Source organism: Alistipes sp. dk3624 (assembly GCF_009557455.1).
GTDB classification, from domain to species: Bacteria; Bacteroidota; Bacteroidia; order Bacteroidales; family Rikenellaceae; genus Alistipes_A; species Alistipes_A hominis.
In genome coordinates, this window is the sequence record NZ_CP045651.1 from 643,138 (window position 1) to 661,819 (window position 18,682).

Annotated in this window: 15 protein-coding genes; 11 read left to right on the forward strand and 4 right to left on the reverse strand. The window is 57.4% G+C overall.

Translation table 11 applies throughout. The features are described 5' to 3' along the window. Positions 1–24 precede the first annotated feature (24 nt). The 11 genes from GFH31_RS02720 to GFH31_RS02770 all read left to right on the forward strand — a co-directional run bounded on the left by GFH31_RS02720 (position 25) and on the right by GFH31_RS02770 (position 14,925). Positions 25–726, forward strand: coding sequence for a hypothetical protein (locus GFH31_RS02720; RefSeq protein WP_101572778.1), 702 nt, complete (start codon positions 25–27; stop codon positions 724–726). Positions 727–760: 34 nt separating this feature from the next. After that, positions 761–1,837 carry an MBL fold metallo-hydrolase gene (locus tag GFH31_RS02725; RefSeq protein ID WP_153498260.1) on the forward strand — a complete coding sequence of 359 codons (1,077 nt, stop codon included), beginning with the start codon at positions 761–763 and terminating at the stop codon, positions 1,835–1,837. Between the two features lie 356 nt (positions 1,838–2,193). Next, positions 2,194–3,408, forward strand: a complete 1,215-nt coding sequence (locus tag GFH31_RS02730; RefSeq protein WP_228385785.1) for an efflux RND transporter periplasmic adaptor subunit — start codon at positions 2,194–2,196, stop codon at positions 3,406–3,408. A gap of 21 nt (positions 3,409–3,429) precedes the next feature. Beyond that, positions 3,430–4,098, forward strand: a complete 669-nt coding sequence (locus GFH31_RS02735; protein WP_081032600.1) for an ABC transporter ATP-binding protein — start codon at positions 3,430–3,432, stop codon at positions 4,096–4,098. A gap of 17 nt (positions 4,099–4,115) precedes the next feature. After that, on the forward strand, positions 4,116–5,387 hold the full coding sequence (locus GFH31_RS02740; RefSeq protein ID WP_101572784.1) for an ABC transporter permease: 1,272 nt from the start codon (positions 4,116–4,118) through the stop codon (positions 5,385–5,387). Continuing rightward, a complete protein-coding gene (locus GFH31_RS02745) occupies positions 5,384–6,643 on the forward strand; it encodes an FtsX-like permease family protein (RefSeq protein ID WP_118457585.1) in 1,260 nt (419 codons plus the stop codon). The genes GFH31_RS02740 and GFH31_RS02745 overlap by 4 nt, the downstream gene beginning before the upstream one ends. 124 nt (positions 6,644–6,767) lie before the next feature. Then, positions 6,768–8,249 (forward strand): TolC family protein, encoded by a 1,482-nt coding sequence (locus tag GFH31_RS02750; RefSeq protein WP_055204977.1) that lies wholly within the window; start codon positions 6,768–6,770, stop codon positions 8,247–8,249. A gap of 85 nt (positions 8,250–8,334) precedes the next feature. Further along, entirely contained in the window at positions 8,335–9,693 is a 1,359-nt protein-coding gene (locus tag GFH31_RS02755; RefSeq protein ID WP_153498259.1) for a sigma-54-dependent transcriptional regulator, read from the forward strand. A gap of 10 nt (positions 9,694–9,703) precedes the next feature. Then, complete coding sequence (locus tag GFH31_RS02760) at positions 9,704–11,002, forward strand: sensor histidine kinase (protein ID WP_153498258.1); 1,299 nt, start codon at positions 9,704–9,706, stop codon at positions 11,000–11,002. Between the two features lie 215 nt (positions 11,003–11,217). Next, positions 11,218–12,189, forward strand: a complete 972-nt coding sequence (locus tag GFH31_RS02765; RefSeq protein WP_055204971.1) for a sugar phosphate isomerase/epimerase family protein — start codon at positions 11,218–11,220, stop codon at positions 12,187–12,189. 36 nt (positions 12,190–12,225) lie between these two features. Continuing rightward, entirely contained in the window at positions 12,226–14,925 is a 2,700-nt protein-coding gene (locus tag GFH31_RS02770; protein WP_153498257.1) for an alpha-L-rhamnosidase, read from the forward strand. Positions 14,926–15,069: 144 nt separating this feature from the next. On the opposite strand, the gene GFH31_RS02775 is transcribed toward GFH31_RS02770, so the two are convergent. From GFH31_RS02775 to GFH31_RS02790, 4 genes are all read right to left on the reverse strand, one after another. Further along, positions 15,070–15,414 carry an MGMT family protein gene (locus GFH31_RS02775; RefSeq protein ID WP_228385786.1) on the reverse strand — a complete coding sequence of 115 codons (345 nt, stop codon included), beginning with the start codon at positions 15,412–15,414 and terminating at the stop codon, positions 15,070–15,072. Positions 15,415–15,781: 367 nt separating this feature from the next. Continuing rightward, the gene (locus GFH31_RS02780) at positions 15,782–17,152 is read right to left on the reverse strand and encodes an FAD-dependent oxidoreductase (RefSeq protein WP_118457581.1); all 1,371 of its coding nucleotides are present in this window, start codon (positions 17,150–17,152) and stop codon (positions 15,782–15,784) included. After that, positions 17,139–17,744 carry a DUF417 family protein gene (locus tag GFH31_RS02785; protein WP_055205151.1) on the reverse strand — a complete coding sequence of 202 codons (606 nt, stop codon included), beginning with the start codon at positions 17,742–17,744 and terminating at the stop codon, positions 17,139–17,141. Before GFH31_RS02785 ends, GFH31_RS02780 begins: the two co-directional genes overlap by 14 nt. Before the next feature lie 94 nt (positions 17,745–17,838). Then, positions 17,839–18,666 carry a helix-turn-helix domain-containing protein gene (locus GFH31_RS02790; protein ID WP_118457580.1) on the reverse strand — a complete coding sequence of 276 codons (828 nt, stop codon included), beginning with the start codon at positions 18,664–18,666 and terminating at the stop codon, positions 17,839–17,841. Positions 18,667–18,682 lie beyond the last annotated feature (16 nt).

Sequence of the window (18,682 nt, forward strand, 5' to 3'; positions counted from 1 at the left end):
AAAAAACAAAACACCGTTTCGCCTATGAAAAACATTACATGCTGTCTCAGCATCCTGTCCGGACTTCTGCTGCAATCCTGCGACATCACGAGGATGGAAACCCCCGCCTATAAAACAGACAGGGCGAGCACGAGAACATACGAAAATCTTATCTTTTACGAGGTACTGACCGACGGGCAGCAGTACGACGCCGCCCGGCTGAGCCTGATCGCGTCGAATATCCGGAAAAACACCGACGTAAAATACACCGCTCTGTTCATCGAATACAAAGAATACGGATCGGCCCCTTCTTACGCGGCGACTTCGATGAACGGGGACTCGGTCGTCACCAGGCTGAAATCCGGGGAAGAGACTCGAAACGGACAGGAAACCGATGCGCCTCCGGCCGATTCTTCGGTCGATTCCCTGAACGAGCCGGAGCAAAAGACCGAAACGGCCGACAGACGCAAGCAGCCGTCCGACTCGGACGACAAAACGGTACTGGGCCGTTTCAGGGATCAGTTTTCCAGCGTTTATACCGTTTACGAACAAGGCGGCAGACATTATCTCGACAATGCTTTCGCGGACGGTTCCCACAGCTTGCAGGAGTTGGAAGTTCGGACGAGGAACGGCGCCAAAACATATCATGCGGCGGATTCCCCGGATGAATTCTACGTAATCCGGAACGGAAAATTCTACTGTTACGACCTGGACGGCAATTTAGGCGTCGTATACGATCCGTACTAATTAAACGAATATTTCCCATTCGACGAAAAAACCGATGATCTTCTTGATTATACTCGCGGTACTGACCGGAACGACCGCCGCCGTACTGAACCACCCCTCCTTCGGCCGGGCGCCGCGAGGCGAACGACTGGAACGCATCGGGCGTTCGCCGAACTACCGCGACGGCAAATTCCATAACATCCACCCGACGCCCATTACGACGGCGGAAAAAGGCGGCCTGAGCGGGATATGGCATTTCTTGTTCGGTAAACGGCGCGATCTGAAACCCGAAAACGACCTACCGACCGTAAAAACCGACCTGCACGGGCTCGACCGGAACGAAGAAACGGTCGTATGGTTCGGGCATTCGTCCTATTTTATCCAGAGCGGCGGCAAGCGGTTCCTCGTCGATCCGGTACTGACGAACCGTCCCCCGATGTCGCTCATGTTCCGGCCGTTCAAAGGCACGGACGTCTATACGCCCGACGACATTCCCGACGTCGACTTCCTGATCGTCACCCACGAACACTGGGATCACCTGGACTACAACACGGTAAAACGGCTGAAAAACCGCGTCGGAAAGGTCGTCTGCCCCCTGGGCGTAGGCGAACATTTCGAATACTGGGGATTCCCGCCGGAGCGCATTGCCGAAATGGACTGGTACGACACGCTGTATGCGGACGACCGGCTCGCGATACACTGCCTGCCCGCCCGGCACTATTCGAACCGGATACTAAAAAGGGATCGGACGCTGTGGGCCTCGTTCATGATAGACGGCCCGCAGCGGATTTACCTGTCGGGAGACGGCGGCTACGACACCCATTTCGCGGAGATAGGCGAAAAATTCCCCGGCATCGACCTGGCCGTCATGGAGAACGGGCAATACGACCGGGATTGGCGTTACATCCACCTGATGCCCGACGAACTGGTCCGGGCGATCGACGATCTGAAACCCCGAACCGTACTTACGGTGCACAACTCGAAGTATGCGTTGTGCAAACACCCGTGGCACGAGCCGCTGGACAACATCCGCAAAGCATCGGCCGGCCGGCCGTACCGACTTCTCACGCCCCGGATCGGTGAAAAAACGAGTCTTCGCGATACGGTCGCCACGAGCGGCAAATGGTGGTAAGGACGGAGCGAACCGGGCATCCGGTTTCGAAGCGGGCCCCGGTCTTTTCGAAAAGACCGGGGCCCGCTTTACCCTTCCTGCTCCATCTACAAGGTATGCCGCAATGCGGAACGGAAGATTCCCCCGGGATTCCGAAACAGATCGGCTCAACCTCATCCCCGGAACATCCTACCCGGCGCCTTTTTGTCCTAAAAATCATGTAAAACGGACGCTTATGTCCGTTTCCGGACACCCGCACAAAAGACAACAAACTGACTAACAAAACACAACATTCCAGGCATTCCTATTGCTGTCACACCCCGTACAAAAGACAGAATATGGATCGGGAAATACCTGCCGAAGTAAAAAAACAAAAAATGCTGAAACGACTGCTGCGGCTCGCCGTCACGGGAACCGCGGCGACGGCCGCGCTGCTCATTCTGTCCCGAGTACTGGGAAACGACCTGCATGAGAACGAACTTTTCATCCGAAAAGTCGACCGGGGCCCGATCGAGATCAGCGTCAGCGCATCGGGCAAACTGATGCCGCTGCAAGAGGAGATCATCGTCACCCCGATCAATACCCGGATTCTGGAAGTATATAAAAATCCGGGGGATTCGGTAGACGAAGGAGACCCTCTCCTCAAACTGGAACTCGCCTCGGTAGAAACGGAATACCGGCAGAAACTGGACGAACGCGAGATGATGAAAAGCAAACTGGAACAGGCCCGCGTCCGGCTGAACGGCACGATCTCCGAACTGGAAATGCAGCGCCGGGTAAAAAGTATGCAGGCAAAACAGTTGTATACGGATCTACAGGACGAACGGTACCTCGACAGCATCGGCGCCGGCACGCCGGACAAGATCCGCCGCGCCGAACTCAACTACGAAGAGACGAAGCTCGAACTACAACTACTGGAACAAAAGATCGAAAACGAACACAAGAACGCCCGAGCCGAACTCCGCGTGCAAGAACTGGAACTGGGCATCCTGGACAAAACGCTCGAAGAGAAAGCACGTCTGCTGAAAGACGCCCGGATACTGTCGCCGCGAAAAGCGACCCTGACCTTCATTAACCGGCAGATCGGATCGCAGGTACCCCAGGGAACCCAGGTCGCGGTCGTTTCCGACCTGACCCGCCTCAAGGTCGACTGCGAAATAGGAGACCAACACCGTGAAAAACTGTCCGTCGGGGCGAAAGCTGTCATCAAAACCGGGGATACCGAACTCCGGGGAACCGTCGTTACGGTCACGCCTTCGGTTACCAACGGCATCGTCTATTTCACGGTCGTTCCGGACGAGGCCGACCACCCGGGCCTGCGGAGCGGTCTCAGCGTCGACATCCACGTCCTATACGGATTGCGGCAAAACGTGCTGCGCATCCCGAACGGTACGTTCTTCAAATACGGGCCGGGACTTTACGACCTTTGGATCGTACGGGAAGGACGCGCCGAAAAACGGGAAGTATCGCTGGGCGAAAGCAGTTACGAATATGTAGAAATCACGGACGGCCTGAACGAAGGCGACCGGGTCATCCTCTCCGACATGGAACGCTATAAAGATAAACAAACGCTCAAAATACGCAAAAACTAACTCACCTAAAACGAACACGAAATGGGAATTATCAACTTGCAGGGGGTCACGAAAATCTACCAGACCAAAGAGGTCGAAACCGTAGCGCTCGAAAACGTCAATCTCGAAGTGAAAGCGGGCGAATTTCTCTCGGTCATGGGGCCTTCGGGCTGCGGCAAGAGTACGATGCTCAACCTCATCGGGTTGCTCGACGTGCCGACCGAAGGCGCCGTCACGGTGGACGGCGCCGCCACGGGCCGGATGAAAGACGCCGAAATGGCGGAGTTCCGAAATAAAACGCTGGGATTCGTCTTCCAGAGTTTTCACCTGATCAACTCGCTGAACGTGCTGGACAACGTCGAACTGCCTCTGCTCTACCGCAAATCGACCGAAAAATCGCGCCGGGAAACGGCCAGGGCCGTACTCGAAAAAGTGGGGCTCTCGCACCGGACGAAACACTTCCCTTCGCAGCTTTCGGGCGGACAGTGCCAACGGGTGGCGATCGCGCGGGCGCTAATCGGCAATCCGAAAATCATCCTGGCCGACGAACCGACCGGCAACCTCGACAGCAAAACGGGCGAAGAGATCATGCGCCTGCTGTTCGAACTCAACCGGGAAGGGACGACCATCGTCATGGTGACCCACGACGAGCACATGGCCCGAAAGACGCAGCGGATCGTCCGCTTCTTCGACGGACGGCGCATTGAATAACCCCAAACGAGCGAACTATGTACAAGACCTACTTCAGACAAGCCGTCGGGATGCTGAAACAGAATCCCTTCATCAGCGTCATCTCGATACTGGGAACGGCGCTCGCGATTATGATGATCATGACGATGATCGTAACATTTCAAATCAAAAACGCCTCGGTCGCCCCGGAAGCCTTTCGAGACCGCACGCTGTACCTCGTCTCCTTTGCGGTACGCGATACCAGCGGAGGAAACAAGAGTTATCAGAGCTACGGCGGCCTTCCCTACGACGCCCTGAAAAACTACATCGTCCCCGCGATGAAAACTCCGGAGCTGGTCGTCGCAACAGTCAATAACGTCGCCGTCGTAAAAAGAGAAGGGGCAAAAGATGCCCTGTACCAGTCCGTCCGGGGAACTGACGCCGATTACTGGAAACTCTATACCCATACGTTCACCGCAGGAAAACCGTATGCCCGGGAGGATTTCGAATCGGGAATCCGGACAGCCGTGCTGTCGGAAACCATGGCCAAAATGCTATTCAAAGGGGAGGATCCGATCGGGAAAAACATCGAAATCGATTTCAACTCCTACCGGGTAACCGGCATCGTACGGAACGTATCTCCGCTGTTCCAGGAGGCTTATAGCGAAGTATGGATTCCCTACACTGCGAGTCCCGGCTACGAACGAAGTTACTACGACGTCATGCTGCTGGCGCGGAACACTGCCGACTTCCCGAAAATACGGGAAGAAGTAAACGAGGCCAAACGGAAACTCGACTTCGAGAAATCGCCGAAATTCGTGGACTTTGCCGGTCCCAGAGACCACCGGGCACTGGCGACAGTCAGCGCCCGGGGAACTACTTCGGAACAGATAAGCGACTACGCCCGGAAAACGCGCCGCAGAACCGTTTTCCTGTTCGCCGTCATGCTGCTGGTTCCCGCCCTGAACCTTTCGGGATTCAGCCTCTCGCGCATCCGCAAAAGGATGGCTGAAATCGGTATCCGCAAAGCGTTCGGAGCCAAACGGCACGTCATCCTGATCCAGGTGCTGTACGAAAACCTAATCACCACGCTGATCGGCGGGATCATCGGGCTTGGACTCTCTTACGGGATCGTTTTCGGAATGCGCAAATGGCTGCTCGGCATCCCGGCCGACGGCAGCCTTCCGCTGAACGCCCTCGTCTCCGGCACCACGTTTCTGGCCATTTTCGTCGTATGCCTCGTACTGAATTTGATTTCGGCCGGCGCGCCGGCTTACCGGGCATCGCGGATGAACATCGTCGATTCACTCCATCAAAACAACAGAAAATGACACGACATATTTTCAAAATCATTTGGAACGAACGCCGGGGCAACGCATGGCTACTGCTCGAATACACGGTCGTCTTCTGTATACTCTGGTTCTGCTGCGATTACGGCTTCTCGCTGTACCGCAGTTACTATGCAGAAAACGGAATCAACGTCCGGCACACCTACCGCATTCAGTTGAGCAAACGGGCCGACCTGCCCGAAACCGACCGGTACGCCACGCTGCGGACCTTAAAGGAACGCATCGAACGCTATCCCGGCATAGAAACCGTCGCATTCGGAAGCTGGAGTCTTCCCTACGGAGGCAGTTACGCGCAGAATGGATTCGTAGTCAATTCCGATACGGTCGGCGGACGAAAAATATGCAATACGCAGGAAGTGCATGTAACATCCGACTTTTTCAACGTTTTCAGGATCGACCTGCAACAGGGAAAGCTGTTCGACGGCACCGATCCGAAAGCGGCGGTCATCTCGCCGTTCGATGCAAAAGGCAGGCTGTTCGGATCTTACACGGAGTTCCACGAACCGATCTCCGAAATACATACCGTGCTTCCGTCGTGGGGCGACTCGTCGTTCGCCCTGCATGTGACCGGAATCACGAAACCGGTAAGAATCATCCGTTACGGAAGCAATCCGATGTCGCTCGTATTCCATCCGCTGACCCCGGAACGCGCCGACCCCACACAGGACATCATGGTACGGATACGACCCGAAGCCGAAACGGATTTCGCGGAAAGGTTTACCCGCGACATGCGCGAGCAATTCACCATAGGTCCCTACTTCCTGCTGTCGGTCACCCCGATCGAAAACGAGAAAAAAGCGAGCGACGAAAGTACGTTTTACCACATGAAAGGCGTATACGCCATCATCGGATTTCTGGTAATCAACGTATTCCTCGGACTGCTGGGCAGCTTTTGGTTCCGGGTACAGGCCCGCCGCAGCGAGATCGGCCTGCGTGTGGCGATGGGTTCGTCCAAACGAAAGGTGAGGCGTATGATCGTCTCCGAAACCCTGCTGTTGCTGAGCATGGCCTGCGTAATCGGCACGGCCGTATGCCTGAACCTGTCGAAAACAGACCTGGTCGAAGCGATCGGAATTCCGATCGCCAACCGTGCGGCATGGGGTATCGGAGCCGAGCAGGACGCGATCAATTTCGCGGCGACGTCCGTATTCCTCGCGATCGTCTCGGTGTTCGCCGTATGGTATCCCGCCCGACAGGCGTCCGAAGTCCCGCCGGCAGACGTTCTGCGGGAAGAATAACGCAACCGGGATCGTCCGCCGCGTTTTCTCGGCGGACGATCCATTCCCCAAGCCGGAAATCCGCGAAGGGCGCAACGCATACAATCCGGCCGGAAAATACACAAACACATTTATTCGGAAAAAGATGAAACGGATATACAGTATCATCGTCCCGATTCTGGGCTTTTGCCTCGCCCGGGTCCATGCGCAAGATACGGTACGGCTCGAACTGACCGAAGCCATCCGGTTGGGAAAAGAGCGTTCGGTTCAGGCCAAAGCTGCCGAAAGCGAATACCTGTCCGCTTACTGGGCCTACCGGACTTACCGGACGGAACTGCTGCCGGAAGTCGTCCTGAGCGGAACCGTTCCGTACTACTCCAAATCCTTCAATACGAGGCAAAACGAAGACGGAAGCTGGAACTACGTCGAAAACAATTACAACCGGATCGACGCCGGGATTTCCGTCACGCAGAACATCCCGTGGACAGGCGGAAAAATCACCGTAGGGAGCAGCTTCGAGCGGCTGCGCCAATACGGGGACGGGGACTACACCCACTACCGGTCGATCCCGGGAACCATTACGCTCGAACAACCCCTGTTCGGCTTCAACCGTATCAAATGGCTGCAACGGATCGAACCGGTGAAATACCGGGAAGCTTCCCGAAAGCGCATCAGCGACCGGGAAGAAGTGACGCTGACGGTGATCCAGTACTATTTCGACCTGCTGGCCGGCCAGACCAACCTCGACATTTCGGTGCAGAACCTGGACAATGCGGAACGTCTCTACGGAATCACCGAAGCCCAGCACCGTATCGGCCGCCAGTCGGAGATCGACCTGATGCAGATGAAACAGACCCTGCTGAACGCGCAGTCCGCCCTGACCGACGCGCAGATATCGCTCGAAGCCCGGATGTTCCAGTTGCGTTCGTTCCTCGGAATCGACGAAAGCGTCGTATTGCAGGCCGTCGTTCCGTCGTTCATCGCCGAACGTATCCCGACCCTGCGCTACCGCGAAGTGGTCGAACTGGCCCTGCAAAACAACCCGTTCACGCAAAACATCCAAAAAAGGATGCTCGAAGCGTCGCGCAACGTCAGCCAGGCCAAAGCCGACCGGTGGAACGTCAACCTGTTCGCTTCGTTCGGCTTGTCGGGAACGGCCGACGCCTTCTACCGGGCGTACAGTTCGCACAACCGCCGCAACGACCAGGTGATCTCGGTGGGGGTCAGCATCCCGATTCTGGACTGGGGGAAGCGAAAAGGGAGAGTCCTGGTAGCCGGGGCCGACAAAGAAGTGACCGAATCCCGGATCGAGAAAGAGAAAATGGATTTCAGCCAGAACGTTTTCCTGCGCGTACAGTACTTCAATAACCAGCCCCGCCAACTGCAACTGGCTCGGGAGCGGGCCGACCTCGCGCAAAAACGGTACGACACCTCCGTAGAGGCTTTCGTGCAGGGAAAAATCGACATCCTCAACCTGAACGACGCGCGTTCGTCGAAAGACGCGGCGCTGCTGAATTACATCGAGCAAATGCACTGGCTCTGGAGTTATTACTACCAGATACGCAGCCTCACGCTGTACGATTTTATCGGCGGCCGGCCGCTGACGGCGGAATACGACCCCGGGTAACGGTACCCGGAAATTGCGTTCCTCGGTCGGATACTCCGTCGAATATTATTATATTTACCTGAATTTTTAATCGAGAAACAACCGTATGATCCTGATTTGCGACGACGACGCGACCATCCGTTCTTCACTGTCCCTGGTGCTGAAACGCGCCGGCTACGAAGTCGCTTCGGCGGAAAATCCGCACGAAGCGCTCGGCTTCGTGCGCGGGCAATGCCCCGAACTGATCCTGATGGACATGAACTACTCGAAAACCACGACGGGGGAAGAAGGACTCGAACTGCTGCGGAAAACAAGAGTTTTCTGTCCGGACGTCCCGGTCATCCTGATTACCGCCTGGGGATCGATCGGCCTGGCCGTCCGGGGCATCCGGGCCGGGGCTTTCGACTTCGTAACCAAACCCTGGAACAACCTCGCACTGCTGAATACGATCCGAACGGCGATCCAGGTCAACGAAGAGAGTAAAGAACAGGCCCGCCCGGCGGAAAGCACTGCGAAGACGGTATTCCGACGCGAACGCATCATCGGCCGGTCGCCGCTGCTGACGCAAGTGCTCGACACGGCTTCGCGCATCGCACGCACCACGGCGCCCGTACTGATTACCGGCGAAAGCGGCACGGGCAAGGAGCTGATCGCCGAAGCGATCCACCAGAACAGCAAGCGCAGCAAGTCGCCTTTCGTCAAAGTCAACCTGGGCGGAATCTCCCAGTCCTTGTTCGAAAGCGAAATGTTCGGCCATAAAAAAGGCGCTTTCACCGATGCTTTTTACGACCGTACCGGTCGCTTCGAAACGGCCGACAAAGGGAGCATTTTTCTCGACGAGATCGGCGAGCTGGACATGGTCAGCCAGGTAAAACTGCTGCGGGTATTGCAGGATCAGACTTTCGAGCCGCTCGGCGACAGCCGACAAAAACAGGTGGATACCCGAATCATCAGCGCCACGAACCGCAACCTGCAGGAGATGGTGCGCGACGGCTCGTTCCGCGAAGACCTGTTCTACCGGATCAACCTGATCACGATCCGTATGCCGGCCCTGCGGGAGCGTCCGGACGATATTCCGCTGTTGGTCGATCACTTCGTCGGTCTTCAGCGGGAACTGAACGGCATCCGTGCGGTGGAAGTTTCGGCCGAAGCGATCGACTACCTGCAAAAACTTCCCTACCACGGCAACATCCGCGAACTGAAAAACCTGGTAGACCGGACGATCCTGGTATCGGACAAAAACGTCCTGACCGATCGGGATTTCAAGGCCCAATACTCCGAAATATCGTCCGCAACGGCCGCGTTCGATTCGGTGCATTCGCTGGAGGAAATCGAAAAAAACATGATCCGCAAAGCCGCCGAACAATTCGGGAACAACCACACCAAAATCGCGACGGCGCTGGGACTAAGCCGGCAGGCGCTTTACCGCCGGCTGGAAAAATACGGCATCCGTCTGCCGGAATAAGTCCGTCGCCATGAAATCGAAACGACTTTTCTGGCTGTTGGCCGCACTGGTCTTCGGATCGCTGATTACGACCGGAATCCTGTTTTCCGACACGCACCCTGCCCTGTTTTGGACGATGGAGGGGATTGCCGCGTTGTCCCTGATCCTGTTCGTCTCCCTTTACCGGCGATTGATAAAGCCTTACCATATCCTGCTGAACGGAATGGAACTGCTCAACGAACAGGATTTTTCGAACCGGCTGCGCCTGGTAGGCAACGACGAAGCCAACCGGCTGATCGAAATTTTCAACCGCATGATGACCGAACTGAAAAACGAACGGTTGCAGGTGCGCGAGACCAACCGCTTCCTCGACCTGTTGATCCGGGCCTCTCCGCAGGGCGTCGTCATCCTGGACTTCGACGAACGCATTTCCGAGATCAATCCGGCGGGACTTAGACTACTGAAAATCAACGATATCGAGACGATCAAAGGGAAAAAGATCGGAGAATCCGATTTCAAACTGGCCGCCGACCTGGCCGGGTTGGAATCGGGGGACGACCTGATCGTGCGCATCCCCGGACAAGCCATTTACCGCTGCGTCCGTTCGTCGTTCGCAGACAGGGGATTCGACCACCCTTTCATCCTGATCGAGGAATTGACCCGCGAGCTGATGCGGATCGAAAAGGCCTCCTACGAACGGATCATACGGATGATGTCGCACGAAGTCAACAACTCGATCGGAGCGATCGGGGCCACGCTGAACGTCGTCTCCGACATTCTGCGGCAAACCCAAGACAGCGACTGGCAGGACGTGCTTCCGGCGGTTTCGGCCTCGTTCGAGCGCTGCGGGAACCTGGCCCGATTCACCAGCAAACTGGCGGACGTCGTACGAATCCCCGAACCCGTGCGAGCCGACCTTTCGCTGAACGAACTGGTGCGGTCGGTCGACGCCCTGACCCGGATCGAATGCCGGAAAAGAAACATCTCCCTGTCGCTGTCGCTCGCCGATCCGGACACGATCATCCGGGCGGACGGCATCCAGTTGGAACAGGTACTGGTCAATATCGTAAAAAACGCTTACGAAGCGATCGGACACGACGGCAGAATCCGAATCGTCACCACTGCGGATCCTCCGTCCGTAACGGTCGAAGACAACGGCCCCGGAATCCCGGAAGAGATTCGGAAGCAACTGTTCACGCCCTTTTTTACAACGAAACCGTCCGGTCAGGGAATCGGCCTGATGTTCGTGCGCGAGGTGCTGAACAACCACCGCATGGCATTCAGCCTCACCTCGCAAAACGGGTGCACCCGATTCGAAATCTCGGTCTGACCGCCCGAACGCACATCTCTCCGGAGCCCCCCCTGCGAACGAAGCGGGTGGCTCCGACAGTCGCAAATCTTGCGGCGCGGTCAATCGCGCCGGACGGGATTTGGTTTTATTCCATCTATTTTATAATTTTACAAGACCCGGAGCGACCTTTTTCCGGGTCGGATCTTACAACCGAAGTACATCGGATCCTATAAAAACTACTAAATTTAAAACCTATGAAAAACAAGTATTCGGTAATTTTAGGCAACCTGGGCAATACCTGCGACCGTTTCTGCAAAAGTTACAAAGACAATCCTTCGACCCTCGAAATGCTGTCGCAGGCGGTTAAGATCCCGCATGTGGAAGGAATCGAGCTGGTCGGCACATGGGACATCGGCCCGGACAACGTCAAAGAGATGAAAAAACGCTTCGCCGATTACGGCGTACAGTGCGTATCGATCATCCCGGACGTTTTCGGCGACAAGGCATACGGGAAAGGCACGCTGACCAGTTCCGATCCGGCCGTCCGGCAAAAAACGCAGGACTACCTGCGCCAGATGAGCGAAGTGGCCCTCGAAATGAACTGCGGCATCCTGAACATGTGGATGGCGCAGGACGGCTACGATTACCTGCTGACCACCGACTACGACCAGAAACGGGAGTGGCTGAAAGAAGGAACCGCCCGGCTGGCCAAAGAGTTCCCGACGCTGAAGTTCGCGCTGGAATACAAGCCCAAAGAGCCGCGCAATTTTTCGTTTCACGCCCGCATGAGCGACACGATCCTGGCGGCCAAAGAGACCGAATGTCCGAACGTCGGCGTCACGATCGACACCGGACACGGATTCGTAGCCGGCGAAAACGTAGCCGAAGCGGTCGTACTGGCCAAACGGGCCGGCGACCTGCTGTTCCACATGCATTTCAACGACAACCACGGCGCATGGGACGACGATATGATCGTGGGCAGCGTCCACAGCACCGTTTACGTAGACCTGATCTACTGGCTGAAAAAAACCGGCTACGCCGGGTGGCTGTCGATGGACCAGTACCCGTACCGCGAAAACGCCGTCGACGCGATCGCCGAGAGCATCGAATGGGTAAGGCGTTTCGAAGCGATCGTCGACGATCATTTCGACGAAATAGACCGGCTGGTAAAGCTGAACGACGCGGTAGCGACCTCTCGGTTCATGCGCAAAGCGCTGTTCGGCTAAACGGTAAAATATCCGAAACGATTGAAGAATAACCGAATGAAGAAACAATTGCTTTACGGCATCGGCCTGCTGCTGGCCGGATGCCTCGGAATGATGCAGGCGGCAGGCAGGCAAGCTCCGGCCGCCGACCTGCGGATCGAAGGCCTGCGCTGCGAATACGCGACCGACCCGATCGGACTGGACGTCCGGTCGCCGCAGTTCAGCTGGCGCACCGAATCGCAACGGCGGGGCGTATTACAATCCGCTTACCAGATCGTCGTCGCCCGGTCGCAAGAAGAACTGGCACAGGACAACGGCGTTTGGAACAGCGGCCGAATCGAATCGTCCCGATCGGCGGGCATCCGCTACGAAGGCCCCGCACTCTCGAGCAAGGAACGCTACTACTGGAAAGTACGCGTCTGGACAACCGACGGAGGACAAAGCGACTGGTCGGCGGCGGGATCGTTCGAAATGGGACTGCTCGACGAAAAGGATTGGGTATCGGACTGGATCGCGTACGTACCCGGAAAACCCGGCCGGATCATCTATTTCAAAGGAACGTTCTGCCAGCAGAAAGAGGTCGAAAAAGCCCGGCTGTATATCTCCGGGTTGGGTTACTACGAAATGTACATCAACAACCGCAAGGTCGGCGACCATGTGCTGGACCCGGCCCAGAGCAGTTATGACAAGCGGGTCTACTACGCCTCCTACGACGTAAAAGACTACCTGTCGCAGGAGAACGTGCTGCTGGTAGCCGTCGCCCCGGGCTGGTACGGGATGCCGAAGCTGCGGATGCAGATGGAAATCGCCTACACGGACGGCAGCGCAACGACGCTGACGGCAAACCACCTGAGGGCCGTAACGACCGGCCCGACCGTCTATTCGACGGTCTTCGACGGCGAGTTGTACGACGCGCGCCTCGAAGCGCCCGACATCTACAAGCCCTTCGTGCCGGCCGGCCTGATGAACAAGGACTGGGGGCTGGCCCATATCGCCGACTCGCCCGGCGGGAAAATGGTGTCGCAAAAAATGGAACCCATCCGGGTAGTGGATACGCTGACCCCGAAGATCATCACAGAACCGAAGCCGGGAGTCTACGTTTTCGATACCGAACAAAACCTCGCCGGATGGGCTTCGTTGACCGTCGAAGGGGAGCGGGGCCGCGAAATCACGTTGAAATTCGCCGAAACGCTGTACGACGACGGACTCGTAAACCAGGAGAACCTGCGGAATGCGAAGGCGACCGACACCTACATCCTCAAGGGCGAAGGCGTCGAAACCTGGGAACCTAAATTCACCTACCACGGATTTCGTTACGTCCAGGTCGAAGGCCTGCCGCACGCTCCGAAAGTCGGGGACATCCGGGTAAAAATCGTGCGCAATGCAGTGGCTCCGGTCGGGAAATTCCATTGCAGCAACGAACTGCTGAACCGAATACACCGGATGGTCGTGGCCACCGAAGCGAGCAACCTGCACGGCGTGCCGACCGACTGTCCGCAGCGCGACGAACGGATGGGCTGGCTGAACGACCTGACCGTCCGCATCGAACAGGCGGTGTACAACTTCGACTTCTCGCGTTTCTACGCCAAATTCATCGACGACATCGCCGATACGCAACACGAAGACGGGACGATCACCTGCGTAGCCCCGTACCGCTTCGGAGCGCGGCCGGCCGACCCGGTATCGGCCAGCTACCTGCTGCTCGCGTGGAAATCGTACGAATATTACGGCAACCGGAACATCATCCGCGACCATTATGACGGCCTGAAAGGATGGGTCGATTACCTCGCATCGCGTACCCAAGACGGGATCGTCGATTATAGCTATTACGGCGACTGGTCGCCGCCGACCCAGTTCGCCGCAGCGCCCGGATCGGCCGTATCGCGGGACACTCCGGGCCAGTTGATGTCGACCGGTTACCTGTACTACTGCGCCTCGATGCTTTCGAAAATGGCGGAACTGACCGGCCACGACAGCGACAAAGCCCGCTACGCGCAGCTCGCCGAACGGACGGCCGAAGCGTTCAACCGGACATACTGGAACGAACAGACCGGCGGATATGCGGCCAATAACCAAGCCGCCAATTCGTTCGCGCTGTTTCTGGGTATCGTCGACGAAACGCGTATCCCGCGGGTCGTGAAAAATCTGGCCGACGACGTCGAAAAACACGACTACCACCTCACGACGGGAAACCTGTGCACGAAATACCTGATGGAGATGCTAACGCGCTACGGCCACGCCGAAACCGCCTACCGAATCGCGACCCAGACGACCTATCCCAGTTGGGGATACATGCTCCAGAACGGCGCGACGACGCTGTGGGAGCGATGGGAATACGCCACCGGCGACGAGATGAACTCGCACAACCACCCGATGATGGGTTCGATCGACTCGTGGTTCTACAAATACCTGCTGGGAATCGTGCCCGACGCCGAACATCCCGGTTTCGACCGGTTCACCATTCACCCCTATGTAGTCGACGACTTGGAATTCGCCGAAGGAGAGTTCAACTCGGTAAAAGGGATGATCCGCAGCGGTTGGAGCAAAAAGAACGGGGTGTTGTCGCTGAACGTAACGATTCCGGCCAATTCGGTCGCTACGGTGTACGTGCCCTCTTCGCGCGTAGGAAGCATCACCGAGAGCGGTAAAAACGCGGCGAAAGCGCCATCGGTACGGTTCCTCGGAGAACAGGACGGCTGCGGCGTCTTCGAAGTGGGATCGGGGGACTATCGTTTCCGGTCAACACTGAAAAAATAGGCCGGGCCGGAGATCGCGCCGGAAAACGGCGAACGGCCGGACCGAAAGATTCCGGATTCCCGTATACCTTGAGGGTAAAACGGGGATCCGGACTTTTTACGCACCGGGCGACCGGCAAAGCAGATTGCACCTGTTACCGGACATTTAAGGCATTTCGATCTCTTTACAGGGGTCCCAGAAAACCTTCCTCCAACCGACGATCCGGTCGCCGGCGACCTGCACGCCCTCCGATTCGAGCAGTTCACGCATCCGGGACGGGCTGCCGAAAGCATGACTGCCCGAAAGCCGTCCCTGGCTGTCGACGACCCGGTGGGCCGGAATGCGGGCTTCGCCGCAGCTTCCCAGGATACGCCCGACCAGCCGCGCCCAGCCGGGACGGCCCAAAGCGCGCGCAACGGCCCCGTAGGAAGTGGCCCGTCCCCGGGGAACCGCAGCGACGATCTGACAGACCGCCTGCCTCAACTCGCTGAAATCGGATTGCTGCATCATTTTTCCGTATCGTTCAATCGACGGCGATTCGCCGCCTCAAAATTCCGGCGAACCGCTTCGAACCGACATTCCCCGAAAACCGCCGGGCGGCGGATACGCACACCGCTCGATGACTTTCCAAAATCAGATCAATCGTCATAAAAATACACATCCGAACGGTAATATACAAACATTTTTCCGATGGAATGCTCCGATATACCCCGATTCGCACATCCCGCAGCGAACGGCATACGCGAACGAAGGTCGGGACGGAAGACCGGTCCGTACGAAAAGGGAAGCGATCGCCTGCGGACGGCCGCCTCACATCGGAGAACGTTGCGGTTATCGGACTCAGAACCGGCAGGCAAGCCGAAACGTCCGGCGGATTTCAGACGAACAGGTCGTTCAGCGCTTCGCTGACGCTCGGGTGCGTGAAAACGAAATCGCGAAGAAAAGCGGCAGTGCGTCCGGATTTCATCGCCACGGCGACCGTATTGATGACCTCGCTCGATTCGGGACAAAACAGCGTACATCCCAGAATCCGGTTCGTGCGGGCGTCGATCACCGCTTTCAACAGGCCGTCCGTCTCGCCGATGGTCCGCATCCGGGGAATCGAAGCGACGGCTATCCGGTTGACCCGGACATCCAGGTTGTTCCGCCGGGCCGTCTTTTCGGTAATGCCGATGTGCGACAACGGCGGGTCGATGAATACGGAGTAGGCCACCGGATTGCGGTCGCCGGTTTTCCGCACCGCCGCGCCGAACAGGTCGTCCCGGATAATCCGGTAATCGTCCAGCGAAATGTAAGTGAACTGGAGTCCCCCCTTCACATCGCCGATCGCGCGGATATTCGGATTGGACGTCCTCAGCCGATCGTCCACGATGACGGCCCCGCGCGAATCGACCTTTACGCCGGCAGCTTCGAGATTCAGTCCTTCGGTCGCCGGCCGGCGGCCCGCAGCGATCAGTACGGCGTCCGCTTCCAGTTCCCCGACCCGGCCCTCCCCGGCCTGCCGCCAGGATACCTTCGCCGCCCCGCCGGAATCGCGCACGGACAATACGTCGGCGCCCGTTCGGAAAACGATCCCCTTTTTCTCAAGAGTCTCCCGGACGCTGTCGGCGACATCCCGGTCTTCCCTCGGCATCAGCACAGGCCCCCCTTCGAACACCGTCACTTCCGAGCCGAAAGAGGCGTACATGGAGGCGAATTCGAGCCCGATGTACCCGCCGCCCACGATCGCCAGCCGGCGCGGCAACTCCTTCAGCTCCATGATCGACGCGCTCGTATGGACGAAACGGCTCGCAGACAGCCCGTCGATCGGCGGCAGGACGGTCTCGGCCCCGGTATCGATAAAGATGTATTTCGCTTTCAGCACCTGCCTGCCTTCCGCGCCCTCCACCGAAACCTCGTCCGGGGAGACGAACGAGCCGACGCCGGTATAGACCGCGATCCCCGGACGGTCGGCCAGGTTGTGGTAATTCCGGTCGCGCAACGACGAAACGACCTCTTCCTTGACCGCGACGGCCCGGCGGTAAAACTCTTTTTTCCGGTCGAACGGAAGTTCGAGGCGCATGGCCGCCGCTTTCGCCTGGTGTATCAGCGTTTTGGTCGGAATGCATCCGGTATTGATACAAGTTCCGCCGTACATCTTCTCGGAACGTTCGACTACGGCCACCGTCCATTCGCGTTTGGCCAGTTCGACGGCTAAGGTCTTTCCGCCTTTGCCGAAACCGATAATAATCGCATCATAAGTCTTCATCGCCGTTGTTTTTTTGTTCGTTCAATAGCCTTCTGGCCGATTCGGAGAGCAGGATCACCGCCCCGGCCAAAATCGCGATATCTTTGACGACCAGCCTCCCCGCCCCGCTCAGCAGCGGAAATCCGTGCTCCGCCCCGAGGTCGGGAACCCACGCTTCGGGAGTCGTCGCAAGGAACGACAGGGTGCCGACAGTCATCAGGATTGCAAGGATTGCACCAACAAGGCCCGCTTTCGGAAAAAACATGCCGAGAAACGCCAGCACCCCGATCCCCATAATCAGGACGCCCAGTCCGCGCGAGAACCCGTACGTATTGTTCGCCGTATGCCAGTCGCGTTTAGCCGGGTCGAATTCGCCCTCGCGGAGCTTGTAATCCCTGTATTCGGGCGCGGATTTCGTATAGAAGAAGCTCATGAAAGGGCTGTTGGCGACGAAAGGGACGATCCCTTCGGCCTCGTAATTCCAAAATTTCAGGCCGCCGATCCAGACGAAGATCACGAAGATAGCGACACGCATCAGGCCGATGCCCAGTTTCCGGCAGCCGGCAGTCAATCTCAGCGAACCGACGTAAAGTTTTTTGAGTTCCGTCATCATCATTTCTCTTTTGAGGTTTAACGATGATGCAAAGATCCGCCGTTTACGCCGGCCGGTAAATGGCGATTCTGCCGGATGTGTTGGCAATTATTCCCTATTTCCGGCTCCGGTATTCCGAAATGCTTTTCCCGGTCGCCCCTTTGAAGAACCGGCTGAAAGAGGCCGCGTCTTCGAATCCGAGGATACCGGCGACCTCCTTGGCGCTTTTCGAAGTATAGAGCAGCAAACGCCGGGCTTCGGCCTGCGTCCGGTCGCGGATGACCTGCAACGGCGACGGCAGGCCGTAAACGGCGAAAAGATTCGACAGCGTTTTCGGGGAGCGGTGCAGCAGAAGGGCATACTCCTGCACCTGCTTCTTTTCACGGAAGTACCGGTCGACCAGCACATAGTACCGGCGGACGATGTCGAACTGCCGTTCGCTGCCCGCCCCGGCTGCGAACCGTTCCCGCGCCATGCGCGTACAAGTAATGATAAAACGTTTCAACAGAATGCGCAGCATCTCTTCGCGCAGGTTGTCGGCGACGGCGTACTCGGCAGCTATCCGGTCGGTGATCTCATGCAGCGCTTCCGACTGTCCGGCGGTCAACTTCAGCCGCATAACGTCCGACGATCCGTTGAACAGCAGGCCGTTGCACGACACTTCGTCGTCGTGCCCGTAGATGCAGTAAAAATCGCTGTTGAACAGCAACGCCAGATACTCTGCGCCGGACTCCCCGAATTCGATCCGGTGCAACGGAGTGAGCGAAACGATCTCGCCGGCGGCGAGTTGCGTTTCCACATGGTCGATCACGAGAGTTAGCGTCCCGCGCTGCACCCAGATGAATTTATACAGGCTCCGGTCCCGGCGCAGCACCGGATCGGCATGAAAGCTGCTGGTCATCGCGACGACTCCTTTCAGACGGGTGGTAACGCTGTAATCCATAGGGCTGCTGTTTTCC